General features: G+C 52.7%; 25 protein-coding genes and 2 other annotated features. Of the genes, 18 read left to right on the forward strand and 7 right to left on the reverse strand.

What is annotated here, in order from left to right; genetic code table 11:
* Positions 1 to 163: 163 nt before the first annotated feature.
* From rpsP to N512_RS0106520, 10 genes are all read left to right on the forward strand, one after another.
* Positions 164 to 415, forward strand: a complete 252-nt coding sequence (gene rpsP / locus N512_RS0106475; protein WP_025010564.1) for a 30S ribosomal protein S16 — start codon at positions 164 to 166, stop codon at positions 413 to 415.
* A gap of 21 nt (positions 416 to 436) precedes the next feature.
* A complete protein-coding gene (gene rimM / locus N512_RS0106480; protein ID WP_025010565.1) occupies positions 437 to 967 on the forward strand; it encodes a ribosome maturation factor RimM in 531 nt (176 codons plus the stop codon).
* Positions 968 to 983: 16 nt separating this feature from the next.
* Positions 984 to 1727, forward strand: a complete 744-nt coding sequence (gene trmD, locus N512_RS0106485; protein WP_025887856.1) for a tRNA (guanosine(37)-N1)-methyltransferase TrmD — start codon at positions 984 to 986, stop codon at positions 1725 to 1727.
* A gap of 34 nt (positions 1728 to 1761) precedes the next feature.
* Positions 1762 to 2115 (forward strand): 50S ribosomal protein L19, encoded by a 354-nt coding sequence (rplS, locus tag N512_RS0106490; RefSeq protein ID WP_025010567.1) that lies wholly within the window; start codon positions 1762 to 1764, stop codon positions 2113 to 2115.
* A gap of 311 nt (positions 2116 to 2426) precedes the next feature.
* Positions 2427 to 3518 (forward strand): 3-deoxy-7-phosphoheptulonate synthase, encoded by a 1092-nt coding sequence (locus tag N512_RS0106495; RefSeq protein ID WP_025887857.1) that lies wholly within the window; start codon positions 2427 to 2429, stop codon positions 3516 to 3518.
* Positions 3519 to 3531: 13 nt separating this feature from the next.
* Positions 3532 to 4671 carry a bifunctional chorismate mutase/prephenate dehydrogenase gene (gene tyrA / locus N512_RS0106500; RefSeq protein WP_028779788.1) on the forward strand — a complete coding sequence of 380 codons (1140 nt, stop codon included), beginning with the start codon at positions 3532 to 3534 and terminating at the stop codon, positions 4669 to 4671.
* A 229-nt stretch (positions 4672 to 4900) separates the two neighbouring features.
* A complete protein-coding gene (hcp, locus tag N512_RS0106505) occupies positions 4901 to 6562 on the forward strand; it encodes a hydroxylamine reductase (protein WP_028779789.1) in 1662 nt (553 codons plus the stop codon).
* A 68-nt stretch (positions 6563 to 6630) separates the two neighbouring features.
* Complete coding sequence (locus N512_RS0106510; RefSeq protein WP_028779790.1) at positions 6631 to 7728, forward strand: hybrid-cluster NAD(P)-dependent oxidoreductase; 1098 nt, start codon at positions 6631 to 6633, stop codon at positions 7726 to 7728.
* Positions 7729 to 7827: 99 nt separating this feature from the next.
* Positions 7828 to 8163, forward strand: a complete 336-nt coding sequence (locus N512_RS0106515; protein ID WP_028779791.1) for a hypothetical protein — start codon at positions 7828 to 7830, stop codon at positions 8161 to 8163.
* Between the two features lie 46 nt (positions 8164 to 8209).
* The gene (locus N512_RS0106520) at positions 8210 to 9511 is read left to right on the forward strand and encodes a cation:proton antiporter (RefSeq protein WP_028779792.1); all 1302 of its coding nucleotides are present in this window, start codon (positions 8210 to 8212) and stop codon (positions 9509 to 9511) included.
* On the opposite strand, the gene N512_RS0106525 is transcribed toward N512_RS0106520, so the two are convergent.
* Together N512_RS0106525 and hpf are read right to left on the reverse strand one after the other, a co-directional pair.
* Positions 9499 to 11454: a chorismate mutase gene (locus tag N512_RS0106525; RefSeq protein WP_028779793.1), complete on the reverse strand. Its 1956-nt coding sequence runs from the start codon at positions 11452 to 11454 to the stop codon at positions 9499 to 9501. The two genes, N512_RS0106520 and N512_RS0106525, sit on opposite strands and share 13 nt — an antisense overlap.
* A gap of 38 nt (positions 11455 to 11492) precedes the next feature.
* Positions 11493 to 11612: a sequence feature (Phe leader region), on the reverse strand.
* 108 nt (positions 11613 to 11720) lie between these two features.
* On the reverse strand, positions 11721 to 12074 hold the full coding sequence (gene hpf / locus N512_RS0106530) for a ribosome hibernation-promoting factor, HPF/YfiA family (protein WP_025010573.1): 354 nt from the start codon (positions 12072 to 12074) through the stop codon (positions 11721 to 11723).
* Between the two features lie 312 nt (positions 12075 to 12386).
* Between hpf and N512_RS0106540 the strand changes: the two genes are divergently transcribed.
* Positions 12387 to 13064 carry a cytochrome b/b6 domain-containing protein gene (locus tag N512_RS0106540; protein ID WP_025010574.1) on the forward strand — a complete coding sequence of 226 codons (678 nt, stop codon included), beginning with the start codon at positions 12387 to 12389 and terminating at the stop codon, positions 13062 to 13064.
* Between the two features lie 62 nt (positions 13065 to 13126).
* Here the strand turns inward: N512_RS0106540 and N512_RS0106545 are convergent, their stop codons facing one another.
* On the reverse strand, positions 13127 to 13579 hold the full coding sequence (locus tag N512_RS0106545; protein WP_025010575.1) for a c-type cytochrome: 453 nt from the start codon (positions 13577 to 13579) through the stop codon (positions 13127 to 13129).
* Between the two features lie 197 nt (positions 13580 to 13776).
* Here N512_RS0106545 and trpR point away from each other — a divergent pair, with 197 nt between their 5' ends.
* Positions 13777 to 14052, forward strand: a complete 276-nt coding sequence (gene trpR, locus N512_RS0106550; protein ID WP_025010576.1) for a trp operon repressor — start codon at positions 13777 to 13779, stop codon at positions 14050 to 14052.
* Between the two features lies 1 nt (position 14053).
* On the opposite strand, the gene N512_RS0106555 is transcribed toward trpR, so the two are convergent.
* Together N512_RS0106555 and slyD are read right to left on the reverse strand one after the other, a co-directional pair.
* The gene (locus tag N512_RS0106555) at positions 14054 to 14434 is read right to left on the reverse strand and encodes a hypothetical protein (protein ID WP_025887196.1); all 381 of its coding nucleotides are present in this window, start codon (positions 14432 to 14434) and stop codon (positions 14054 to 14056) included.
* Positions 14435 to 14581: 147 nt separating this feature from the next.
* Positions 14582 to 15193 (reverse strand): peptidylprolyl isomerase, encoded by a 612-nt coding sequence (slyD, locus tag N512_RS0106560; RefSeq protein WP_025887197.1) that lies wholly within the window; start codon positions 15191 to 15193, stop codon positions 14582 to 14584.
* Positions 15194 to 15698: 505 nt separating this feature from the next.
* Positions 15699 to 15819, forward strand: a sequence feature (Thr leader region).
* A 34-nt stretch (positions 15820 to 15853) separates the two neighbouring features.
* On the opposite strand from slyD, the gene thrA reads away from it, so the two are divergent.
* The 3 genes from thrA to thrC are packed head-to-tail and all read left to right on the forward strand — an operon-like array spanning position 15854 to position 20597.
* Positions 15854 to 18319, forward strand: a complete 2466-nt coding sequence (thrA, locus tag N512_RS0106565; RefSeq protein ID WP_028779795.1) for a bifunctional aspartate kinase/homoserine dehydrogenase I — start codon at positions 15854 to 15856, stop codon at positions 18317 to 18319.
* Complete coding sequence (gene thrB / locus N512_RS0106570) at positions 18316 to 19275, forward strand: homoserine kinase (RefSeq protein ID WP_028779796.1); 960 nt, start codon at positions 18316 to 18318, stop codon at positions 19273 to 19275. The genes thrA and thrB overlap by 4 nt, the downstream gene beginning before the upstream one ends.
* 38 nt (positions 19276 to 19313) lie before the next feature.
* Positions 19314 to 20597: a threonine synthase gene (gene thrC / locus N512_RS0106575; RefSeq protein WP_028779797.1), complete on the forward strand. Its 1284-nt coding sequence runs from the start codon at positions 19314 to 19316 to the stop codon at positions 20595 to 20597.
* A 137-nt stretch (positions 20598 to 20734) separates the two neighbouring features.
* Here the strand turns inward: thrC and nfo are convergent, their stop codons facing one another.
* Positions 20735 to 21589 (reverse strand): deoxyribonuclease IV, encoded by an 855-nt coding sequence (gene nfo, locus N512_RS0106580; protein WP_028779798.1) that lies wholly within the window; start codon positions 21587 to 21589, stop codon positions 20735 to 20737.
* A 99-nt stretch (positions 21590 to 21688) separates the two neighbouring features.
* Between nfo and N512_RS0106585 the strand changes: the two genes are divergently transcribed.
* The 3 genes from N512_RS0106585 to N512_RS0106595 all read left to right on the forward strand — a co-directional run bounded on the left by N512_RS0106585 (position 21689) and on the right by N512_RS0106595 (position 25527).
* Positions 21689 to 23698, forward strand: coding sequence for an ATP-binding protein (locus N512_RS0106585; protein ID WP_028779799.1), 2010 nt, complete (start codon positions 21689 to 21691; stop codon positions 23696 to 23698).
* Entirely contained in the window at positions 23686 to 24783 is a 1098-nt protein-coding gene (locus N512_RS0106590; RefSeq protein WP_028779800.1) for a response regulator transcription factor, read from the forward strand. Before N512_RS0106585 ends, N512_RS0106590 begins: the two co-directional genes overlap by 13 nt.
* Positions 24784 to 24984: 201 nt before the next feature.
* On the forward strand, positions 24985 to 25527 hold the full coding sequence (locus N512_RS0106595) for a hemerythrin domain-containing protein (protein ID WP_025010584.1): 543 nt from the start codon (positions 24985 to 24987) through the stop codon (positions 25525 to 25527).
* Between the two features lie 61 nt (positions 25528 to 25588).
* Here N512_RS0106595 and N512_RS0106600 read toward each other — a convergent pair whose 3' ends face one another.
* Positions 25589 to 25771 (reverse strand): DUF3545 family protein, encoded by a 183-nt coding sequence (locus tag N512_RS0106600; RefSeq protein WP_025010585.1) that lies wholly within the window; start codon positions 25769 to 25771, stop codon positions 25589 to 25591.
* Positions 25772 to 25783: the final 12 nt, after the last annotated feature.

Below are 25783 nucleotides of genomic sequence, written 5' to 3' on the forward strand. Positions count from 1 at the left end.
TTGGGATAAGCTGTGAATGGGCGCTGTAAAATTAGCCGGGATCGGTTGCATTCGCCCGAAAGTCAGGTAAAATCTTCCGGCTTTCTATCTGGGACTCTTCGCGAACACGGGGTTCCAGTTTTTATTTTTGCTGAAAAGCAAATCATTAGAGGATAAAGAACGCATGGTTACCATTCGTTTAGCTCGTGGTGGCGCGAAAAAGCGTCCATTTTACAACATCGTTGTTGCTGATAGCCGCAATGCCCGTGACGGTCGTTTCATCGAGCGTGTAGGTTTCTTCAACCCTCTGGCCAAAGGCCAGGAAGAAACTCTGCGCCTGGATCTGGACCGTGTTGAGCACTGGGTTTCAAACGGTGCTGCAACTACAGAACGCGTAGCAAAACTGATCAAAGACGCTCGTAAAGCAGCTGCTTAATAGCGTTTAAGGTATAGATTGATGAGCAGTAACCCACAGCCAATCGTGTTGGGCAAACTTGGTTCCAGCTATGGCATTAAAGGTTGGCTGAAAATCACCGCCTATACCGATTCTGTTGAAGGTATTTTTGACTATTCACCTTGGCTCATTAAAGAGCAGGGCGAATGGCGTGAAGTGAAGGTCACCCAGTGGCGCTATCAGGGCAAGGCGGTTGTTGCCGCACTTGAAGGGGTAGAGACGCGGGAGCGGGCGCAGATGCTCACTAACTGTGAGATCGGCATACTGCCTGAGCAGATGAAAGACCTGCCGGAAGATGAGTTCTACTGGCGCGATCTTATCGGCTGCGAAGTGATCAACACCAAGGGCTACAACATGGGCAAGGTCGATCAGATCGTGGAAACAGGATCCAACGACGTCTTGCTGGTGAAGGCCAACGCCAAAGATAGCTTTGGCAAAGCGGAACGTATGATCCCCTTTGTCACCGAACAGTTCATCAAAGAGGTGAACGTTTCGGCGAAACAGATTTTAGTGGATTGGGATCCGGACTTCTGAGTCGAGGAAACAGCTTATGTGGTTAGGGGTAATCACCCTGTTCCCGGAGATGTTTCGAGCAGTAACAGACTTTGGCGTGACGGGTCGGGCCGTGAAGAATGGCCTGCTGGAAGTACAGACGTGGAATCCCAGGGATTTCACCCATGACAGACACAACACTGTGGACGACAGACCTTATGGTGGTGGTCCCGGAATGTTGATGATGGTTCAGCCCCTTCGCGATGCCATTCATGCAGCCAAGGCTGCGGCAGGTGAAGGAGCCAAGGTGATATATCTGTCACCTCAGGGACGCAAGCTGACTCAGCAAGGCGTATCTGAGTTGGCACAATCATCCAAGCTGATCCTGGTGTGTGGTCGCTACGAAGGTATCGATGAGCGCATCATTCAGACGGAAGTGGATGAGGAGTGGTCGGTTGGTGATTACGTGCTCTCGGGCGGTGAATTGCCGGCAATGACCCTGATAGATTCGGTTTCGAGACTGGTTCCCGGCGTGCTGGGCAAACAGGCCTCGGCAGAGCAGGATTCCTTCTCTGACGGATTATTGGATTGTCCTCACTATACCCGGCCTGAATGTCTCGATGGACTGGATGTTCCGGCGGTGTTACTCAGCGGCAACCACGAAGAAATTAGACGCTGGCGTCTACAGCAGAGTTTGATAAGAACACTGCAGCGACGACCAGAATTATTTGAAAATCTAGCTCTGACTGACGAACAGACGACTCTATTAGCGCAGTTCGTTGACGCAATGGACTCAGCCTAGTCGCAGCTCAGTTAATTCTAGAACGGAGTAAGTTATGAATAACATCATTAAAATGCTCAACGATGAGCAAATGAAAAAAGACGTACCTGAGTTCGGTGCCGGTGATACCGTAGTCGTTCAGGTTCGTGTTAAAGAAGGTGACAAAGAGCGTCTGCAGGCCTTTGAAGGCGTGGTTATCGCTAAGCGTAACCGCGGTCTGCACTCTGCATTTACCGTACGTAAGATCTCTAATGGTGAAGGTGTTGAGCGTGCTTTCCAAACGCACAGCCCACTGATTTCCAGCATCGAAGTTAAGCGTCGTGGTCGCGTTCGTCGCGCCAAGCTGTACTATCTGCGTGAGCGTTCAGGTAAGTCTGCACGTATCCGTGAGAAGCTGGCTACTAAGTAAGCCGCTACATAAAGACGCAAGTGTTCGCACAGAGACCCGCCTATATGGCGGGTTTTTGTTTTCTCTTTCTCTGCTCCACGAACTGGCGACAGCAGATTGCTATCGCGCAAGTCAGCCAAGCTCACAATCCTGCACGCCTGCACAGACTAAGTGCCCAGCCTATTGCTCCCACCTTTGCGACGACATGAAAATTTTTTCTGGTTTCGCCCTTGATCTCTTGGCCCAGTCTCGGCATAGTGTAATGCCGTAATGGTGTACCGCTACAATGATGCGATTAAGCAAGTCGCGCAAATTAATTTCAGGTGATCAGAATGCAGTCCAGTAATATAGAGAATGTGCACATCAGTGCCGAACAAGTCCTCATAACTCCCGAAGAACTCAAGCAGCAGTTGCCACTTTCTGATCACGGTTATCGCTATATTCTCAGTGCCCGCAAGACGGTTTCCGACATAGTTCACAAGCGTGACAACCGGGTGTTGGTCGTCACCGGCCCTTGCTCTATTCACGATATTGAGTCGGCCAAGGAATATGCCCTGAAACTGAAAAAGCTCCATGACGAGCTCAAGGACCAGTTTTTTATCCTGATGCGGGTCTACTTTGAAAAGCCCCGAACTACAGTGGGCTGGAAAGGGATGATCAATGATCCCGATATGGATGAGTCCTTCAATATTGAAAAAGGGTTGCGGATGGCGCGGGAGTTGATGCTGTTTCTGGCCGAACTCGAGTTGCCGGTTGCCACCGAGGCGCTGGATCCCATCAGTCCGCAATATATTTCCGAGCTGGTGACTTGGTCAGCCATAGGCGCCAGAACCACAGAATCACAAACCCACCGAGAGATGGCCTCCGGGCTTTCCATGCCGGTAGGGTTCAAGAATGGCACGGATGGCAATCTGGGGGTGGCCATTAACGCCCTCAAGTCGGCGGCCAGCAGTCACAGATTCATGGGGATCAATCAACAAGGGCAGGTGGCTTTGCTGCAAACCGCCGGTAACCCGGATGGGCATGTGATCCTGCGAGGTGGGGCGGGCCCCAACTATGACGCCGATTCGGTGGCCGAGTGTGAACGGCAGCTGCATGGTGCCGGGCTCAATGCCAGACTGATTATCGACTGTAGTCATGGCAACTCCAACAAAGATCATCGGCGGCAACTGCCTGTGTGCCGGGATGTATTTGACCAGATAGCGGCGGGCAATCGTTCCATCATAGGTTTGATGTTGGAAAGCCATCTGTTTGCCGGTAGTCAGGCCTGTGACAAGCCGCTTGCCGAGCTTGACTATGGGGTTTCGGTCACAGATGCCTGCATAGATTGGCAGGACACGGAGCAACTGCTCAGGCAAGGAGCGGCGCAACTGAGTTCTATTTTACCCACTCGCTTTGATATGCTCAGGGTGGCAAATGGCTGACGGAAGATTTGAGATGAGTGAGAAAACCACGGCAGAGCTGGAAAAGTTACGCGGACTGATTGACGGCGTCGACCAAGAGTTACTCAAGTTGCTGCGTCAGCGGCTGGATCTGGTGGCCCAGGTCGGCGCGGTCAAACACAACGCCGGCCTGCCCATCTATGCACCGCAGCGGGAGGCCGCCATGTTGGCCAAGCGCCGCGCAGAAGCCGAAAGTCTGGGAGTATCACCGCAGTTGATAGAAGATGTGCTCAGGCGCCTGATGCGGGAATCCTATCTCAACGAGAAGGATGTGGGTTTCAAGCAGGTGAACCAGGATATCAACAAGGTGGTGATCATTGGCGGTCGTGGTCAGTTGGGTACCCTGTTTGCCCAGATGCTGACACTCTCCGGTTATCCCGTGCATCTGCTCGATAAAGATGATTGGGATAATGCCGATGCTATCCTCGACGGGGCCGGTCTGGTATTGGTCACTGTGCCGATTGCCATTACCTGTGAGCTTATTCGCTCCCGTTTACAGCGTTTGCCCAAGGATTGCATTCTTGCGGATCTGACCTCGATAAAGTCGGAGCCGCTGCAAGCCATGCTCGAGGCCCACAGCGGGCCTGTGGTGGGGCTTCATCCCATGTTTGGCCCGGATGTGGGCAGCCTTGCCAAGCAGGTTGTTGTGGTGTGCCATGGCCGGCAGAGTGAGGCCTATGCTTGGCTGCTGGAGCAGATAGCTATCTGGGGAGCACGGCTGGTGGAAGCGGATGCCGGCAAACATGATAAAGCGATGCAACTGGTGCAGGCGATGCGCCACTTTTCCAGCTTTGTCTATGGCCTCAACTTGTGCCGGGAGCAGGCCGATCTCGATAGTCTGCTGCAGTTCAGCTCACCGATTTACCGGCTGGAGCTGGCCATGGTCGGTCGCTTGTTTGCCCAAAGCCCAGAGCTTTACGCCGATATCATCTTCGCCCAGCAGGAGAGCCTGGGTGCTATCTCCGACTATCTGGACAACTATGCCGGCGCTTTGGCCATGCTCAAGGCCGGTGACAGAGACGGCTTTGTGCGCCAGTTCCGGGAGGTGGCCGAATGGTTCGGTGACTTTGCACCACAGTTTCGCAGCGAAAGCCGCAGCATGCTGCAGTCGGTCAATGATATGAAGAGTCACTGATCTCAAGGTCGTCAACTCAGCCGACGGTGCAACGCGATTTATCCAAGGGAGCCTTCTAGGCTCCTTTTTCATTTGTATCAGCCAGATAGAAGTCAAAAAGCCATTTGTTCAGCAATCGCTTAAGGTGATCCCCTTCAAGCTTTACGACTCACGTTCTTTCGTCTGAGCGATGAAAGAGTACACTGATTTAAAACATGCAAAAATAAAGCATGATTAAAGGAGATATGCCGTGTTTTGTATTCAGTGTGAGCAAACCATTCGAACCCCGGCCGGTAATGGCTGCAGCTATGCCCAGGGGATGTGCGGTAAATTGGCCGCGACCTCGGATCTGCAGGATCTGTTGATTTACATGTTGCAGGGGCTGTCCGCCTATGCCGTCAAACTCCGGGAGTTTGAGGTTATCGATCCGCAAGTCGATACCTTTGTGCCCAAGGCATTTTTCGCCACTCTGACCAATGTCAACTTCGACGATGAGCGGATTAGCGAATATGCAAAAGAGGCTGCTCGCTTGCGAGATCAGTTAAAGCAGCGCTATCTGGAGCTTTGCGAACAAAGGGGCGTGACACCCGAGCCTATGTCCGCCGCGGCGACTCTGCTGCTGGGGGCGTCCAAGGCCGAGCTGTTACAACAGGCCAAAGTGGCTGCGCCAAACCGAGGTGATGACCTCAATGAAGATATTCTCGGTTTGCGACTCCTGTGCCTCTACGGCCTGAAAGGGGCGGCTGCCTATATGGAACACGCCCGGGTTCTGGATCAGACCAGCAGCGAAGTGGCCGGTCGTTTCCACGAAATCATGGCCTTTCTGGCGACCGACAGCACAGATGCGGACAAGCTGTTTGCCACCGCGATGGAGATAGGTCAGCTCAACTATTCTGTGATGGCTATGCTAGACGCCGGTGAAACCGCGGCCTTTGGTCATCCAGAGCCGACTCAGGTCAACACCAAACCGGTGAAGGGCAAGGCAATCTTGGTCTCTGGCCACGATATGAAAGATCTCGAGCTCATCCTGCAACAGACAGAAGGCAAGGGCATCAATGTCTATACCCATGGTGAGATGTTGCCGGCGCTGGCCTATCCCGAGCTGAAGAAATACCCGCATCTGCTGGGGAACTACGGCAGCGCCTGGCAAAATCAACAGAAGGAATTTGCCAACTTCCCCGGCGCCGTGGTGATGACCTCCAACTGCATTATCGATCCCAATGTCGGTCAGTATGCCGACCGCATCTTTACCCGCAGTATCGTTGGTTGGCCGGGCGTGACTCACCTGACCGGCGACGATTTCAGTGCCGTTATCGACAGGGCACTGGCGCTTGAAGGCTTTGCCTATGATGAGATCCCCCATATGATCACCATAGGTTTTGCCCGCAACGCTTTGATGAACGCGGCGCCTGCCGTGGTTGAAAACGTCAAGAACGGCAATATCCGCCACTTCTTCCTGATTGGCGGCTGTGATGGTGACAAGGCCGAGCGCAGTTACTTCACCGACCTTGCCAAGGCTGCCCCCAAAGACAGCCTGATCCTGACCCTGGGCTGTGGCAAGTACAAGTTCAACAAACTCGAGTTCGGCGATATCAACGGTATCCCCAGACTGCTGGATATCGGCCAGTGTAACGACGCCTACTCGGCGATTCAGCTGGCGCTGGCACTGTCTGAAGTTTTTGAGTGTGATATCAACGAACTGCCGCTGAGTTTGGTGCTGTCCTGGTTTGAGCAGAAGGCGATAGTGGTCCTGTTGACCTTGCTGTCACTGGGAGTGAAGAACATACGTACCGGCCCAACTCCGCCGGCCTTCCTGACCACCAATTTGCTGAAGGTACTGGAAGATAAGTTCGGCCTGCGCAATGTCGGCACGGTTGAGGAAGACCTGGAGGCGATTCTCGGCGCCGCTTGATGCGTATCTCTTGAGGCCGGAATGCCTGCGGCATTCCGGCCATTTCTTTCTCTGTAGAGGGAGTTTCGATGACACTCAATCCATTACAAGTTTCGCCGGCAATCAGTCAATATCAGGCTGGTCAATGGGTTCCCGGAGAGCTGCGGCTCATTTGTGTCGCCCGCTGGCAGGAAACCCCGGATGTGGTGAGTTTTCGTTTTAAAGCGGCCCAGCCGCTGTCTTTTCATTTCAAGCCCGGGCAGTTTTTGGCATTGCAATTGGAGATTGCCGGTGAGGAGTATCGCCGCTGTTATACCATCTCATCTTCGCCATCTCGGCCTAATTCTTTGATGCTGACCATCAAGAGGGTTGAGGGCGGCAAAATTTCCAACTACCTTATCGATAATCTTAAGCCGGGCCACAGCCTGATGGCTTCCGGGCCCTACGGCCAGTTCAACCTTATCGATATACCAGCCGAGCGCTACCTGTTTTTAAGCGCCGGTTGTGGCATCACGCCGATGTTTTCCATGAGTCGTTTTCTGACCGACAGTTATCTTGACAGCGATATCGCCTTTATTCACTGTGCCAGAAGCGAGCAGGATCTCATCTTCCGAGGCAGTTTGCGGGCCATGAACAGCCGTCACGATAATTTTAAGCTGGGCTATCTGCTGGAGCAGGGAAGTGAGACTGCCTCAGTCTCCGGGGACCTTGCCGAGTGCCCTATGTTACCGGGACGCCTGAGCTTGGCGGCACTGGAACAACTGGTGCCGGATTATCGCCAGCGCACCGTGTATGTCTGTGGCCCTGAGGCTTATATGACGGCCACAGAGCAGATGCTGGCGCAAGCAGATTTCGATATGACGCGTTTTCACAAGGAAAGCTTTGCTGAAAATACCTCGGCACCTGCGGGTGACGGTTCGGCCAATTACCGCATGAGTGTTGCCGGCCTTGAGCTCAGCATCAATGGCGATCAGACCCTGCTCGAAGCGCTGGAGTCTGAAGGTTTGCCCATTATTGCCGCCTGTCGCAGCGGCGTTTGTGGCTCCTGTAAGTGCCGGGTTGTCTCCGGTGAGGTGGAAAGCAGCAGCCAGCAGACACTCAGCCTGGATGAGATTGACTCAGGTATGGTGCTGGCGTGCTCCAGCCGGGTGAAGAGTGATATTCAACTGGAAACCGGCCCCTTCTAATTCTGTTTCCGGCATTGCAGAAGTGGCGATCTCACAGTATGGTTAAAGCAGGGCAAGAGCTTTGGGCCCTGCATTCCAGATGTTGGCCGGAGACAGACTATGACCAGCTTACCCTCAGAAGCATTTGCCAGTGAAGATCGCAGCATGGGCCATTTTTTATATGCGCTTATGTGTGCCTTTCCGTTGTTTTTCCTGCCTGTGATCCTGAGCCTGTTGATTAACTTAAGCCAAAGGCAGGTTGCACCTCTGTCGCTGCTGGGCTCTCACTTGCGCTGGCAAAGGCGCAGTATTATGGGTTTGGCACTGCTACTGGCTATGGGCTACTGGGTCAATCCGCTGTGGCTCAGCCTCAGCTTGTGCGCCCTGGGGGTTATCTGGTTCAGTTACCGGATCTTCAAGGGCTGGCTCAGCCTCACAGATGGACAAGCCATGTAGCTCTTGTCTGCTACCAGGGAAGCGGTCAGCCTGATCGCAAGGAAATATGACGGACTATCAACTCTTCTGTGTGCTGGCGGCGCTGGCACTGATTATCTCGCTGTTATCCAGCCGTTTTCACTCACTGCAAGAAACCATAGCCATTACAGGCCTGGCCATGCTCCTTAGCCTGATTATCCTGGTGGTGGGTAAGTTGTTTGAGCTGGATATCCATATCAAAACCATTTCGGTATTGCAGCGCCTCGACTTTCAGGCGCTGCTGCTGAACGGTATGTTGGGTTTTCTGCTCTTTGCCGGTGCGCTGCAGATAAGGCTCAAGGTGCTGGCAAGCCAGAAATGGGAAATTCTCTGTCTGGCTCTGCTTGGTACTGTGATTTCCACTCTGACAGTGGCGGCGCTTTGTTTCTATTTGATGCCGCTGCTGGGGCTGGTGCTGCCCTGGAGTTACTGCCTGTTGTTCGGGGCCTTAATATCACCAACCGATCCGATAGCGGTTTTGGCCATCTTGAAAAAACTCGGCGCGCCTGAGGATATTGCCATTCAGGTTGAGGGTGAGTCGCTGTTCAATGATGGCATTGGCCTGGTGCTGTTTGTTGCTGTCTCGCAGCTGGCTTTTTCCGCTGAGGCTCTGAGCCTGGCCGATGTCGGCGCGCTGTTTTTCCATGAGGCCGTTGGTGGCATTGCCTATGGCCTGGCGCTGGCCTTTGCGCTGCATCAACTGATGAAACTCACGGATGAAGAAACCCAGAGACTCTTGATTACTCTGGTGGTGCCGACCGCAGGTTATGTGATGGCAGAAAAGCTCTCGGTGTCCGGCCCTCTGGCCATGGTGGCCGCAGGAATCGTGCTGGGGAATTTCACCGTGCCAAAATGCTTTGGGGTCACGGGGAGAATATTGCTGCAAAGGTTCTGGGGCCTGCTTGAGCACTTCTTCAATTCGCTCTTGTTCCTGCTATTGGGGCTCCTGCTGCTGTTGACCCATCTGGATATGCAACTCTGGTGGTTTGTGCTGCTGAGTATCCCTGTGGTGTTGTTGGCAAGATGTGTCAGCGTGTACTTACCTTATCTGGGGTTCCGGCGTATGCGGCAATACAGCCAAGGCGCTGAGGGGATCCTGATCTGGGGCGGGCTCAAGGGCGGCCTGGCGCTGGCTATGGCCATGAGTATTCCGGCGGGGATAGTGCTGACCCCCGAGCTGGAGCTCAGGGATCTCTTGCTGGTAATGACCTATGCCGTGGTGGTCTTTTCTATCATGGTGCAGGGCTCAACGGTTTCCCGTTTGATCCGCCGCAGCCGCGAGGCGGCAGAGGCCGGTAAAGCCGCTGCCGAATCGACTCAGGCTGTCTGATACAGCTTGGCGATTAAGCCTGCATGTTGCTGTGGATGACGGACATCGGCTGCGATGATTAAACCATCTACGCCCAACGCCTTGATAGCCAAGGCCTGAGCCGTCAGTGTTTGCTCACTGCTGCTTGGGTTGAGGCACAGACTTGGATTTACCAATAGCGGTAAGTGGCTCTGGGTTTTTAGTTCCACCAGGGTGGCGAGGTCCAACACAAGTTGTTCTGGTTGATTCAATCCACTGACCCCCGCATCACAGAGGATCAACTGCTGATTCCCGCCGGCGAGCAGGGTATCTGCGCTGGTCAGCCAATCCTGTTGGCTGGCCATGGGATTACGCTCCAATATTACCGGCAGGTTCTGTCCGCCAAGCGCATTGAGCAGTTCTGTGTTGTACATCTGTTTACCGCTGAGCAGCAGAATGTCGGCTGCGGTCTGAGCCAGAGCCAGATCTTCTGCATGCTCCAAGGCAACAATGCTCTGCAGCCCGGCTTGGTTTAACAGGCTCTGCAACTTGGGCAGTTGCTGTTTGGCGTTGGGTTGGCGTGTCAGCGTGCTGAGAACCACCCCTTGAAATCCCGCTTCCCTGAGGGCCTTGGCGCTTGGTGCAAAGCTGTCTGCATCTATGGGGAGGTTCAGTTGCGCCAAGGCGGCGAACTGGCCTTGCCCCAGTTTGAGCTGGCCGCAACTAATTTCTGTGCTGGCCGGTTTATAGTGGCGGGAATGTCTCTGGGGTGACGGTTTGGCGCTGTCCTGCCTGGAACTCTCAGGTTCAATCAACAGTTGACTGTGACTCAGCTGGGTTGGCTCGACCGTCTCACAAGGGTAACAGCCAAGTACCTTGATAAAGCGGGTGAGCCGCTCAAGCTCGGCAAGTGCTTGCTGCATAGCTATGGATGCCAGATTGGCATCAACATCCAGATAAAACATCTCTTCCCAAGGCGTGCCCGGGATAGGGCGTGACTCCAGCTTACTCATATTGAGGTTGTGATCTTTAAGGATCAGCAAGGCTTCCACCAAGGCGCCTGGCTTCTGACCGGTTGCCATAATCAGAGTAGTCTTGGCCGGCAGTTGCTCCGGCACTTCTATCGCCTTGCGGGCCACTACGATAAAGCGGCTCTGGTTGATTTTTTGATTGGCCAGTTCCTGCTCCAGAGGTTCCAACTGGTAGAGGGCGCCGCCTTCACTGGAGCCGATAGCGGCCACAGTGTTATCGCCCTGGAGAACTTTTTCCATTGCCTCGGCGCTGCTGGCGCAATATTCCAGACGAAAGTCGGGATGGCGGCTCAGGTAGCGGCTACATTGGCTGATGGGTTGGGGGTGGGCGTAGACGGTTTTAATATCCGCAAGCTTGCTTCCCGCTTTGGCCAGCAGACAGTGGCCCACTTCTATGGTGGTTTCACCCACAATAGCCAGGCTGGTGTGCTGCAACACATCGTAGACTTCGTTGATGGAGCCGGATGAAGTGTTCTCTATCGGTAGAAAACCATAGTCGGCATGGCCGGACTCGACGGCCTGCACTATATCATCGAAGTTCTGACAACCCAGATCCTGCATTTCTACCTGACGGCGTTGACAATAGCGGCTGGCGGCCAGGTAGGAGTATGAGCCTCTGGCGCCCAAATAGGCGATGCAGTATTGCTGTTTCTGGGTTTCGGGATTGGCTCTGCCCTGTAGGTAGGCCTGCTGGTTCAGTACAGAATCTTCAATAATGGCCTGGTATAGACTGATGACATAGTGGGCATCCAGCCCCTGTTCCCGCCCTTGGCGAACCAGCCTTGCCAAGAGTTCTTTTTCTCTCTGGGTATCACGGATAGGGCGAATGTCCACCTCTTTGCTGCGGGCGACTTCCAGGCTGAGTTGCCGGCGTTTGGCCAACAGTGCCAGCAGATCCCTGTCCAGTGTGGTGATGTCATCCCTTATTCGCTCCAGCGATGGTACTTTGTTCATTCTGACCTCTAAACCAGTAATACTCAGTGCATGATACAGACAAAAAAGCCTCCCGGGTGGGAGGCTTGGCAATTTTCATTTTCGTTTTTACACGTCAGGGCCGCCTCCGGGAATGAGGTGTAAAAAAGAAAATAAAAAACGAGCGATTGAGGTATTTCATGGCATTTAAGCTAAAACTATCCCCTTGGGCTGTCAATCAAAAAATCCTTGGGTTCAGCAATGAAAAGCGCACCCGGAGGTGCGCTGGTTAGTGGGAGATTGAAATATCAAGCTGCGTAATCCTCCTTGTAATCATATTCGAACTCAGGTTCGGTGGCTTCGGTTTCCAAGGCACCACGCTGAGCTGCGGGTTTGTGGGTCAGGCGATTGAGCTGTTTTTCCAGCTTTTGTCCCATTGCATTTATGGCTGCGTAGAGATTTTCATGTTTCGCCTGGGCAAAAAGTTGTCCGTTGGCCAGTTTAATTGATGCTTCTATTTTAAAGAGTGGCCCTTCTGTGAGGATGATGACATGGGGATTAATCAACTGGGTATCGTAACGGTTCAGTTTGGCAAGGCGGCTCTCAACACGTTCACGGATAGCAGCTGTGACTTCAAATTGCTTGCTGGTGATCTTTAGCATATTGTCAAACCCTCTGTTGTTTCCTTGACTTCAGACTAACAATACCTGAGGTTAAAAATGTGATCCAGATCAATATTTGTGGCGAGTCAGAGAGCGTTTGTCACTTATTTGATCACTTAGACAAGTTTGGATAATTTTGCCCCTAAAAGCCTTGAACCCATGTCAATAAAGGGTCATATTCGATGAGATCACTGAGTATCAGTCCTTTCCGATTGCCTCCTTCCCTCGCTTTAAATATCATCATGTTTGTCATCTACAACTCTTTACCCTTATGCCGTTCGGGCCAAAACGGGTGATAACAGGAAGTACTTTATGAATAACAACGAAGTTAAAGTGAAGGTCTGGGATATACCTGTGCGGGTGTTTCATTGGGGTATGCTGCTGCTCTTGGCCGGGCTATGGTGGAGCGCCGATCAGGGGGAGATGAGTTATCACCAGTTGTTTGCCTATAGTCTGATGATCTTGCTGGTGGTGCGGCTTATTTGGGGCTTTATCGGCAGCGACACAGCCCGTTTCAGCCACTTTGTCCGTCATCCCCGCCAGGCATTGGATTATCTTGCCAAGATGCGGGCCAAGCAGGCTCCTCATTCTTTAGGGCATAACCCTCTTGGGGGTTATATGGTGGTGCTATTGCTGGTCATCATCAGTCTGCAATTGGTGTCGGGTTTGTTTGCCACAGATGAGATATTCACCGAAGGGCCCTTGGTCTCCTATGTCAGCGGTGAAACCGCCAGTTGGTTTACCTGGTTACACAAGAAGAATTTCGATCTTTTATTGATCCTTGCCGGTATTCATGTGGCCGCCGTCTTGTTGCACCGCTTCAAAGGTGAAAAGCTGGTGGGGGCCATGTTCAGTGGCTATAAGCGTTTACCTGCTGCAGAAGCACAGCAGCCCAGATTTGCGTCTCTGATGTTGGCACTGGTGCTTTTGTTGGTGGTTGCCGTGCCTGTGGTGCACTTCTTGATGATGCCTGTGATCGGCATGTTGTAAGCTTCCGAGCATTAAAAAAGCCTGCTTGATGCAGGCTTTTTTAATGGAATCGACGAAAGAGCTTAGTCTTTCTTGTAGACGTCGTGGCAGCCTTTGCAGCTCTTGCCAACGGCACCGAAGGCTTTTTTCAGCTCATTCTTGTCGCCACCTTTGGCCGCTATGGCCAGGGCATCGGCATTGGTTTGCAGTTCTTTGAACTTGGCTTCAAAGTCAGCCTTGTCAGCCCAAATCTTGGCCAGGGCTTCAGTATTACCCTTGTCTGAACCGTCGATAAAGCCTTCCAGTGGCAGTTTCGCCAGGGCGGCCACATTGGCTGCACGCATAGCTGCAACATCGGCGTCAAAGTCTTTCTTGCCTTTGAGCATGGCACCGATATCACCGAAGTTATAGGCCATCAGGCTGAAACCAGACTGACGGTACTGGATGGCATCATCGCTGCTTTCAAAGTTGTGGGCCTGAACAGCTGTAGCGCTAAGCGCCGCGGTGGCGGCTAACATCAGTAAGTATTTTTTCATTATCATTCTCACAAGTTTGTGCGTTAATGTGACATTGCTTGGCTATTGTACACATTTTGTGTGACAGAGGGAGTAGGCTTTTTCAGTTTACATGTAAAGTTTTGTCAGTAACTGGCTGCTAAAACACGACTTTTTTTCGCAGGAAAACGAGGCTATACTGTGTTCACGTACCATTACGTGAACACGAATGAGTTTATATGCGCCCAGATTGGATATCAGTACTGGATAAAGTGCTGGCCCATAACAATCCAGAAGATCTTAATTGCTTGTTTGAGCTGCTGCTGACCGATGATGAAAGACATGCCATCGCCGGCCGTTTGAAGGTGTTTCAGGTATTGCTTGAAGGGGAGATGAGTCAAAGACAGATAGCTGCCGAATATGAGGTGAGCATTGCGACAATCACCCGTTGCTCCAACTATTTGAAGCATATGCCCGCAGCGCTGAAAGAAAAGATCCGCGCCTTGATCCTTTGAGTTACATCAAGGGCTGTCGCGGCAATTTGTGGCGGCGGTAGAGGTGACGCTGACTCAGAATATAGCTTCCCCAGGCACAAATGAGCAGCCCCAGCAGTTGGTACACTTCCTTATCTGCAAATCTCAACAGCAGCATGCCCGACAGTAACCAGAGGAAAGGCAATCCTGCATACAGGGGTTCGGGCCAAAATCCTCCCCGTCGCAGGCGTTTGGGATCGCTGCGTCTGTGACTCGAACGCAAGTTGTAAATCCAGGCCGCGGCCAATATAAGCAAAACGGAACCCAGGATCCCAAGTAGGGGATCGAGTAGATAGAGTGCCAGACTACCGGTAAAAAAATACAGATAGGGCAGACTCTCATAGACCATTCTGGACAAGATCACGGGGCATTCCTTCGCATCCAGGTTATCTATTGATTCTAGTCCAAAGCAGGAGCCCCAGCCTTGTTTTCCAAAGTGGCATAAACAAAGAGTCCGGCGTTGGCCGGACTCTCGATTGATATCAGTAGTAGGCGTCGGTGTGACTGGCTATCAACCGCGGCAGCCGCAACCACCGTTACCGTCACAACCTTCTTTCTTGGTGCCTTCTTCGGCATCTGAGCTACAGCAACCGCCATGCTCGTGATCATGACCGCCGCAGCATCCGCCGTGATCATGGCCGTGACTACCGCAACCGCCATGGGCGTGGATATGGCCGTGGGCGACCTCTTCGGCCGTCGCTTCACGCACGTCCATCACTTCCACATTAAAGGTCAGTGATTGGCCAGCCAGAGGGTGGTTGCCATCAACGATAACACTGTTGTCCAGTACTTCGGTCACTTGTACCGGGCGCTGGCCCATTTCAGTTTCGGCGATAAAGCGCATGCCTGGTACTATGTCCTGGATATCGCCAAAGGCTTCCAGAGGAACTTCCTGACGCAGACCATCGTGGTATGGGCCATAGGCTTCTTCGGCTTCTATGGTCACTTCCAGCGTATCGCCTTTGCCTTTGCCTTCCAGTGCTTTTTCAAGTCCCGGGATCAGGTTTTCCATACCGTGGAGGTAGACCATAGGATCTGCCTCAAAAGAACTTTCTATCAACTGACCCTTGGCGTCAGTCAGGCGGTAGTGAATGGTAACCGCGCTGTGTTGGGTGATTTGCATATCGCCTCCCGTTCAGAATGTGGCCGCATGATAACGTGCTTTTTCCGCGCTGGCGATATCCGAGCGTTGCTTATGCCAACTGTTGCACAGAGTTTTGTCACCATGATGACATTTTGGGTTGGAAAGGCACTAAAAAAGCCATTATTTTTCAAACGTCTTTCCAAAAATCTTGACTTGAGTGTTTTTGAACCCTGTAGGCTTTCATCTTGGTGTGCTCGACGGTTCCTGCTTGGCTGATACTCAGCTTTTATTCAATACACTTTACGTCAAGGTTAATTGCAATGAGGAGATTTCGTTGATGCTTATCCAGTTAAAAACAGACTTTGGTGAGGCTTATTCAATGAGATTGCCATTTCATTAAAATTTTCATGAAAACGCCCCTTGACAAGGGCTACAAAAAAAAGCAATCCTGTTTGCATTGCTGTCATTCTCGGGCTCAACTCCTGAATGAACCGGCCTGAACACAAGAGAACGAAACGAGTATAGAAACCCAATGTATCAGCTAAGCTCAGTTGTAATTACCACCATTACAACCACCACCATTACCAGTGTGGGGGCGGGCTGACTATAGCCTGAAGAATTGCAAACAAGAAGCCCGCTCCCACCAAGGAGCGGGCTTTTTTGTTTCCTGGGCGGGCGCGGTATTTAAAGGAGAGATAGATGAAAGTAATGAAGTTCGGCGGTACCTCGCTGGCAAACTGGCAAAGGTTTGAAATGGCAGCAGAAATAGTTCTGACCAGTGCCAGAGAAGACCAAGTGGCCACAGTGCTGTCGGCTCCGGCAACCGTAACCAACAATCTGTTGGCCATGGTTGATATGGTATTGGCAAAGGGGGATGTCGACGAGGCCCTTGCCAAGGTGGCAGAGGTATTTGAAGCCTTGTATGCCGATGCATCTGTATCTCTCGCAGAGGAAGCAGGACAGCAGCTGAAGAAGGTATTGGCGCAGCAACTGGCGAGTTGGCAGGCAAAATTGGCTGGGGTTCAGCTTCTGGGGGAGTGTCCTGACAGTGTGCGGGCCGAGATCCTGGTAGCCGGGGAGCGACTCTCGGCAGCCTTGATGGTTGAAGTGCTCAAGGCCAAGGGAGTCAGTGCCGGTTTACTCGACCCGAGAGAATTATTCCTCGGTGTCGGCACACCACTGGAGTCTGTGGTGGATATTGCCGTCAGTAAGCCCAGATTTGCGCTGCTTCAGCTCGATGAGCAGAGAGTGTGGGTTATGCCCGGGTTTACCGCCGCCGGTGCCGATGGCAAGGTGGTGACTCTGGGGCGTAATGGTTCGGATTATTCGGCTGCAGTTCTGGCCGCCTGTCTGGATGCCGACAGCTGCGAAATCTGGACAGATGTCGATGGGGTCTATAATACCGACCCCCGGGTGGTTGCCGATGCCAAGCTGCTCTCCCAGCTCAGTTACCAGGAGGCGATGGAGCTCTCCTACTTTGGCGCCAAGGTACTGCACCCCAAGACCATTTCACCCATAGCCCAGTTCCAAATTCCGTGCTACATCAAAAACAGTTTCAACCCCCAGGCGCCGGGTACTCTGGTATCCAATCAGCCGGATCAGACCGGGTTGCAGGTCAAGGCGATCTCCAATCTGGATAACCAAACCATGTTTAACGTCTCAGGTCCGGGAATGAAAGGCATGGTGGGCATGGCATCGCGTATTCTAGCCTCCATAGCCAGATCCAAGGTTTCGGTATCACTAATCACTCAAAGCTCCAGCGAGTACAGCATCAGTTTCTGTGTGGCCACTTTGGATGCCCCCAGAGTCAAGTGGGCGCTGGAGCAGGAGTTTGAACTTGAGCTCAAGAGTGAGCTGTTGGAGCCGCTGGAGATGCGGGATCAACTGGCGATAGTATCCCTGATAGGTGACGGCATGCGTACCCACAAGGGCGTGGCCGCGCGCTTCTTTCAGGCTCTGGCCCAGGCCAGTGTCAATATCATTGCCATTGCCCAGGGTTCGTCCGAGCGCTCTATTTCTGCCGTGGTCGAGCAGCGCAAGACGCGTCATGCGGTGGCGGCCTGTCACCAGGGCTTTTTCGATGTGCAGCAGTATCTCGATGTCTTTCTGGTTGGCGCCGGTAATATAGGCGCAGGCTTGCTGGAGCAGATAAAACAGCAGGAAGCCATGCTCAAGGAGCAACATATCAGTATTCGGGTTTGCGCCATCGCCAACTCAGGCAAGATGTTGCTCGATGCCGCCGGTATCTCCCTGGCCGCTTGGCAATCAAAGCTCAACGATTCGCCCGTCGCCTTTGATCTGACAAAGATGTTGGCCTGGGCCAAGGAGCAGCAGTTGCTCAATCCCGTATTGCTGGATTGCACCTCTTCGGATGTCATTGCCGGCCGTTATCTGGACGTGATGAATGCCGGTTTGCACGTGGTGACACCCAACAAGAAGGCCAATACCCGTGAGTTGGCTTTTTACCGCGCGCTGCGGCAAACCGCGCTGGCCCAGCGGCGCCAGTTCCTTTATGAAACCAATGTCGGCGCCGGTTTGCCGGTTATCGATAACCTGAAAAAGCTGCTGTTTGCCGGTGATAAGCTGCTGCGTTTCCAGGGGATACTCTCGGGTTCGCTGTCGTTTATCTTCGGTATGCTGGATGAGGGGATGAGTCTGTCACAGGCCACGGCCATAGCCCGGGAAAAGTGCTTCACCGAGCCGGACCCCAGGGACGATCTCAATGGTATGGATGTAGCGCGCAAGGTGTTGATTTTGGCCCGGGAAGTGGGCTTGCCGCTGGAGCTTGATGATATTCAGGTGGAGTCTGTCTTGCCGGATGACTTCGATGCATCAGGCGATGTGGCCCAGTTTATGGCGGCTCTGCCACAGCTGGATGCCGCCGTTGCCGAGCGAGTCGCTGCCGCCCATGCCAAGGGTAAACGCCTGCGTTATGTCGGCCAGATAGATGAGTCAGGTTGCAGGGTGCGTATCGCCGAAGTGGCGGCTGATGATCCCCTGTTCAGCGTCAAAGGCGGTGAGAATGCGCTGGCTTTCTACAGCCGCTACTATCAGCCGATCCCCTTTGTGCTCAGAGGCTATGGCGCCGGTACTGAAGTCACTGCCGCCGGGGTGTTTGCCGACTTGCTCAGAACCCTCAACTGGACTCGGGAGGTCAGCGCATGAGTCAGTTTATTCCTGCCAATGCCCCCGTGACTGTCTATGCGCCCGCCTCTATGGGAAATGTCGGTGTCGGCTTTGATTTGCTGGGCGCCGCACTGGCACCCATTGATGGCAGTTTACTGGGGGATACAGTCACAGTGGGCGCCGCGCCTTGCGGCGTTTCTCTGACTCAACTTGGCCCCTGGGCTCATAAGCTGCCGCAGGAGCCGCAGCAGAATATTGTCTATCGCTGCGCCGAGTTTTTCCTAGGTGAGGCCGGGATCAATCAAGGCGTTTCCTTGACCCTGTCCAAGAATCTGCCGGTTGGCAGTGGTCTTGGCTCCAGCGCCAGTTCAGTGGTGGCAGCGCTCTATGGTCTCAATGAATATTTCAGCCGTCCCTATGATGAGCAGGCCTTGCTGGCGTTGATGGGGCGTTTTGAAGGGGAGATCAGCGGCTCGGTGCACTATGACAATGTGGCGCCTTGCTATTTGGGTGGATTGCAACTGATGCTGGATTTACCCGGGCGTATCTGCGAACCCTTGCCGGCCTTTGATTCTTGGTACTGGTTGGTGGCCTATCCCGGGATTTCATTGTCGACGGCGGCCATGCGCGCCTTGATGCCGAACCAATATGACAAGGGAACCTGCATAGAATTTGGTCGCAATCTCAGTGCCTTTGTCCACGCCTGTTACCGCCAGGATGAGGCGCTGGCGCTGACTGTGCTGAAAGACGTGTTGGCCGAACCCTATCGGGCCGAGGCTATCCCCGGGTATCTGGCGGCGCGGCGCGGATTGTCTGAGCTGGGTATGTTGGCCACCGGGATTTCCGGCAGCGGCCCAACCCTGTTTTCCATCAGCGCCGATCTGGCCCGCGCCGAGCAGGCCAAACGCTACCTGGAACAACATTATTTAACCGAAGCGGGCGGCTTTGCTCACATCTGCCGCCTGGATATGCAAGGCACCCGGGTATTGTCCTGAAACGCATTTTCATCCAAAAAAGAATTTAAGGCATCAATATGGAACTCTATAACCTCAAGCACCCGGCACAGCGGGTAAGTTTTACTGAAGCGCTCAAGCTGGGTCTTGGCATGGACCGAGGGCTCTTTTTCCCAACCCGGATCCCGAAACTGGCAGATGTCGATGCCCTGTTGGCTCTGCCTTTTGTCGAGCGCAGCAAACAGATACTCGGTGCTTGGCTCGCCGATGAACTGGGGCAGGACTGTGTCGATAAACTGGTGGAGAAGGCGTTTAATTTCCCTCTGCCGCTGGTGCAGGTGGATGAGCAGCGCAGTTGTCTGGAGCTGTTTCATGGGCCAACCTTGGCTTTTAAAGACTTCGGTGCCCGCTTTATGGCTCAGTGTCTCAACCAGCTTGGCGGCTCAGAGCCACTGACCATTTTGACCGCTACCTCAGGGGATACAGGCGCAGCGGTGGCCGATGCCTTCTTTGGCCTGGATAAGGTGCGGGTGATGGTGCTCTATCCCAAAGGCAAGATCAGCGAGTTGCAGGAGAAGATGTTTGCCACTCTGGGCGGCAATATTCACACAGTTGCGGTCGAAGCCGACTTCGATGCCTGTCAGCATTTGGTCAAGCAGGCCTTTGAAGACAGTGATATTCGTGACGGTTTACACCTGAACTCGGCCAACTCCATCAACATCAGCCGTTTGCTGGCGCAGATCTGTTATTACTTTGAAGCGGTTGCCCAGCATAGAAAGCAGCATCAATCGGCGCCGGTTGTCAGTGTCCCCAGTGGTAACTTTGGTAACCTGACTGCGGGTCTGCTGGCCAAAGCCATGGGATTGCCCATCAAGCGTTTTGTGGCGGCCACCAACAGCAATGATACTGTACCGCGCTATTTGAGTTTTGGTGATTGGGCACCGCGGCAGACCGTTGCGACCATGTCCAACGCCATGGATGTGTCCGAGCCGAGCAACTGGCCCAGAGTGGAAGCGATTTTTGCCGAGATGAAATGGCCGCTGTCTGACTTGTCCGGCTTGGCGCTGTCCGAGGGGCAAACCCGTCAGGCCATGTTAGCGCTTGAGCAGACAGGTTATCTGGCCGAGCCTCATGCGGCGGTGGCTGCCGAGGCACTGCGTTTGTCATTGAAGGAGGAAGAGCAGGGGATCTTTCTGGCAACCGCGCATCCGGCCAAATTCAAGGATGTGGTCGACCGCGAGTTGAACACCAGTCTGCCACTGCCTCAGGCATTGCAAAGAGTGGCAGATAAGCCGCTGCTGTCGGCTGTTCTGCCGGCCGATTTTGATAGCCTTAAACAACACATGTTTGCGGTATTGAACTAAGGCCTTGGCTCAGTTCTTGGTTCAGCCCTTGGAGGTCGATAGGGCTGCCAAGGATTGAATTTAGTGCAGCAATTATCCCCAAAGCCGCAAATAATGCGGCTTTTTTACTGGGACGGTAATGATATTGAATAGGCGGTTTAGCGGCTAAGGCTGTTCAGCCAGGCAATTTCTTCGGGCCAGATCTCCGGGCGTATGGTTTCCAATATTAAGGGTATCCCCTTGGTGGCGGGGTGGCCGAGAATATACTCGAAAGCGGTTTTGCCTATTTCGCCCATGCCCAAGGAGTCGTGGCGGTCGACCCGGCTGCCGAGTCCCGTCTTGCTGTCGTTGAGGTGCATGCCCTTGAGGTATTGAAAGCCCACGATACGGCCAAAGGCGTCAAAGCTTTCCCGGCAGCTTTCCTGAGTACGAATGTCGTAACCTGCGGCAAACATATGGGCGGTATCCAGGCAAACGCCGACTCGGGATTTATCCTCAACCCCATCTATTATCTGCGCCAGTTGTTCGAAGCTGTGTCCCAGGTTGGAGCCTTGTCCTGCGGTATTTTCGATGACGGCACAGACGCCATCACAAGCTGCCAATGCGAGGTTGATTGAATCGCTGATGTTACGCAGACAGTGGTTTTCACTTATCTGTCGCAAGTGGCTGCCAGGATGAAAGTTCAGCAAGGTTAATCCTAACTGTTTGCAACGAAGCATCTCATCGACAAAGGCATCGCGGGATTTTTCCAGCAGCAAGGGATCCGGGTGTCCCAAGTTAATCAGATAGCTGTCGTGGGGCAGAATCGCCTCGGGTCTGAACCCCAACTGTTGGCAGTTTTCCTGAAAGGCCGCGATGGACTGCTCGGTTAAAGCTGCTGCCTGCCAGCGCCGTTGATTCTTGGTAAACAGTGCAAAGGCACTGGCTCCTATCTTGTGGGCATTGAGCGGAGCATTTTCCACGCCACCCTGAGCGCTGACATGGGCACCAACCCACCTTTCCTGAATCGTCACCCAGACTCCTCTATAGCGTTTGGCAAGCTGGATAAGTCGCTAATATTGCAAACTTGTCTATGCTTGAATGACTGAAAAACAACGGAAAGGGACTTTAACGTGTTTTCCTCTGAGGCTCAAACCGAATTCCCTGGCGACTGGTCCCGACTGCTGATTGAACTGGCTAAATTGCAACTGGGTTTGACCCAGGGACAGGACGTATTGCCGGCCCTGTGCCAGACTCTGGTACAGGCCTCAGGGGCCGAGGCCTTGCTGATGGTGGAACGCTCCGAGTTGGGCGCCAACGATATACCGGAATCAGTCACCTGTTGGTGTCGGGATCCGGTTATCTATTTGACGCTTTGGAGCAGTGTTAATCAATGGGCCAAAGAAGCGAGCCAACAAGAGCTTCATCAATGGCTGAAGTTTACCGTCTGGCCAATCAAAGATTCAGAACTATTGCTGTTTTTCCACTCATCGGCTCCCGGTTGGTTTGAGTCTTTGGCCTCATGCCAGGCCAGTATCGGTCCCTTGGTGGGGGCCATCTATCAATGTCAGCTCAGCCGCTGTTCATCACAGTCGGCAGAGGATGAACTCTGCTTCAAGGCCGTTATAGACGGTGCCGACAGTTTATTACTGCTATTTAGTCTCGAACCTGAGCGAGAGCTTATCCTTTACGCCAATCCGGCGGCCACGGCTGTGACCTTATATGCCAACCGGGAGTTGGTGGGCGCCAATTTAACCGGCCTGTTGTTTGAAGGCGAAGAAAGTGACTCCTTTAGGGAGCAGTTGCGCCGCAAGGGCAGTTATAGCGGGGAAATTTGGTGTCATAAGGGCGATGGCGGCAGGGAGTTGTTGCATCTCAATTGTTACTGTATTTCCCGTAACCGGCGTATATACGCCGTTATAGGTCGCGATTACAGCGAGCAGCATCAGTTACAGCAGGCCGTGGCCAGAACCCAGAAGATGCAGGCCATAGGGGAGTTGGTCGGCGGCATAGCCCACGACTTCAACAATATTCTCGGGGTATTGAAGGGCAACCTGGAGTTAATGCAGCTTAAAACCTCTGAGCCCAAAGCTGAAAAATACCTCAATACCGCCTTTAAGGCCTGCCAGCGAGGCACAGATCTGACCCGCAGACTGTTGTCGTTTTCGCGCCAGGAGCAGTTCAATGCCGAGCCTTGCCAGGTCAATGAGGTGATTGAAGGTTTGCAGGAGTTGTTTGCCAAGTCATTGACCAGTCAAATAACGCTGAGTATTGAGCTGGCACCGGATAACAAACCTGTGATGCTCGACAAAGGGGAGCTTGAAGACGCCTTATTGAATCTGCTGCTCAATGGTCGCGATGCCATGGAGGGCAAGGGAGAACTCAAGATACGTACCGGCAGTTGCTATTTGAGTGGTTATCTACCCGGGATCGCCATAGGCAAGACCCAGGTAGAGCCCGGGCATTATGTATGGATCAGTGTGATTGATGGCGGCAGTGGTATTCCTGAAGCCTTTCAGGACAAGGTATTCGACCCGTTCTTCACCACCAAGGACAAGAGTAAGGGCACTGGTCTTGGACTGGCCATGGTGTACGGTTTTGTTAAACGTTCCAAGGGCTATATCGCCATCCTGAATACGGGAGTTGCCGGCACTGAATTCAGATTATGGTTCCCGCAGAGTCGTAAGTTGGCGACTGAGCCACAACTCAGTGCCCATACGGGGGAATTGCCCAGAGTCAGGCGTCCGATAAAGGCGATAGTGGTGGATGATGAGCCTGAGATGCTGGAAGTGATGGCCGACTATTGCGACCTGCTGGGGATAGAGGCGGAGCTGTTCCACGACCCCATCACAGTGCTGCAACGCTACGAGCAGCAGCGTTGTGATGCCGAGCTTCTTATCACAGATGTGTTGATGCCTGGCGGTATCAACGGCTATGAACTTGCACAAAAACTCAATGTTAAACACTCACTGCTGGTGTTGCTGATCTCCGGCTTTATTCAGGACATAGGTATTTCCAGCGCCGATGAGATGCCGTTTCCGGTACTGCATAAACCCTTTGATCTGACAGGATTGATTCTGGCACTCAAGCAGGTGGGAATTAGATTTGCTGATGACAGTAAGGGAGAGTTATGGACAATTTAACTGTCTGGGTAGTGGATGATGATGTTGATTATCTGGCTTTGATAGAGGAAGTCTTACAGGATGATTACTCAGTCCAAGTGTTTGATTCGGCAGCAGCATATTTGGCGGCGTTGGAGTCGGCGACACCGGAAATTATCCTGATGGATATCAATCTGCCGGATTCCAGCGGTGTGGAGTTATGTGCTCACTTGCAATCACAGGGGCGAGAGGCGTCAGTGGTATTTGTTTCCGGTATGAATACCCTCAATGAGCGCCTCAAGGCCTATGAGGCCGGGGCGGTAGACTTTATCGCTAAACCCTTTGAGCTGAAAGAGCTGTTGGCCAAGGTACGCAGTGTGGCGCAATATCAACAGCGCAAACAGTCTCTGATGCAGGCCGAGTCCATGTCGAGAAATATGGCGTTTCAGTCCATGAGTGAATCGTCCCAATATGGCTGCGTGCTGCAATTCTTCCGCCAATGTTTTCTTTGTAACAACTACCGTGCCCTTGCCGATGCCTTTTTTGAGCTGATGACTCAGCTCAACCTCAATACCTGTCTGGAAATACGCACAGACAGTGCCGAATATTTTGTGCCGGACAATACCCAGATAAGCCCGATAGAAGCCAATATCTTTGAACTTTTGGACAAACAGGGACGCCTGTATGACTTTGGCAACCGAACCATGTGCAATGACAAGCATGTGTCATTCTTGATCAAGAATATGCCGGTCAAGGATGAGGTGCTCTACGGCCGCCTCAGGGATGTGATTGCCGTTGTGGTCGAAGGATTGGAGGCCAGGGTATTGGACATAGAGCGCCAGCAGATGCTGCGACGGGTGATGGATAGGTTACACCTGTTGATGAAGCAGTTGGGTGATTCCATGCAGCAACAGGATCAGCGCTTCTGCGATACCTTATCGGGGATCACTACTGAAATTCGCAGCAGCTTTCATGTGCTGGACATGACAGAAGAGCAGGAGAGTTATTTTACCTCCATGGTTGAGCGACATCTGCGCGAAGCCAGCTCTGCCGGTGAAGCCTTCAATCGTATCCGTGGCTCTCTCAAAGAGATGCTGGTGATGATGGAGGAAAGCCAGGGGTGCTGAGGCGCTTGGCCCGCTTTTCGGGCTAGCAGCGTAAGGCCATTGAAGATTATACAAGGTGCTAATTTATGAATTATTGATTTAGAAGGTTATTTTCCTTGATCTTTATCATGTCCCCGGAAAACATCTATGGTTAGTATTGAGTAATATTTGGCCTGTTTACTACTATTACCTAGAAAGGCCCGACTCAAAATGGAGTGCCCTATGCTGCAAAGATTGATGAATGACCACAAGCATATTGCCATATTGCTGAAGTTGCTGAAGGGGAAATACCTGAAGCTGGCCGAAGGTGAGCACGTCAATTTTAATCTGGTTCGGGATGTTGTCGAATATATGCAGGGCTATGCCGAGCACAGCCATCATCCACTCGAAGACATCATTTATGACTATTTCCTTATCAAAGAGAGCCGTACCGAGCCGACCCGGCGTCTTGAGGAAGAGCACCAAAAATTGATTGAAGCTTCATCGGCCTTGATGGCGACACTCAACCTGATCCTGAACGATGTGGTGGTGGCCAAGGAAAAACTGGTTGCTGAATTGAAGGGATATGTGGATTTGCAGGAAAAGCACATGCTGTATGAAGAGCGGGAGATCTTTCCTTTGCTTGCCAAGAGCCTGAAGGATGAAGACTGGCAGAAGATCCAAAGCATGTGTGAGTTGAAGCTGATAGAGGATCCTTTGTTCAGCAGCGATGATAACCAGCTATTCGACGAGCTGAGAAGCTATATTCAAACCGCAGACAGATAACCTTGTGGGAAGCAGACATTAAAAAAGAGCGCTTGGCGCTCTTTTTTAATGTCTCTCATATTCAGAGGAGGCTGTCGATATCATAGTCAAAACTGCTGTCTATCTCCTGTAGTTCCTTCAACAGACGATGTTTATCTTTCAGCGCTTCGATTTCACGCCATTTGCGCTTCTTGTTGGAGCTTCGAGAGCGGCTTGGTCTTTCAACGACTTCATCTAGCGCACTACCATAATCCAAACGATCCATGGCAACCTCCTG

Origin of the sequence: Shewanella sp. 38A_GOM-205m, assembly GCF_000518445.1 — a bacterium.
In the GTDB taxonomy this organism is placed as follows: Bacteria; Pseudomonadota; Gammaproteobacteria; order Enterobacterales; family Shewanellaceae; genus Shewanella; species Shewanella algae.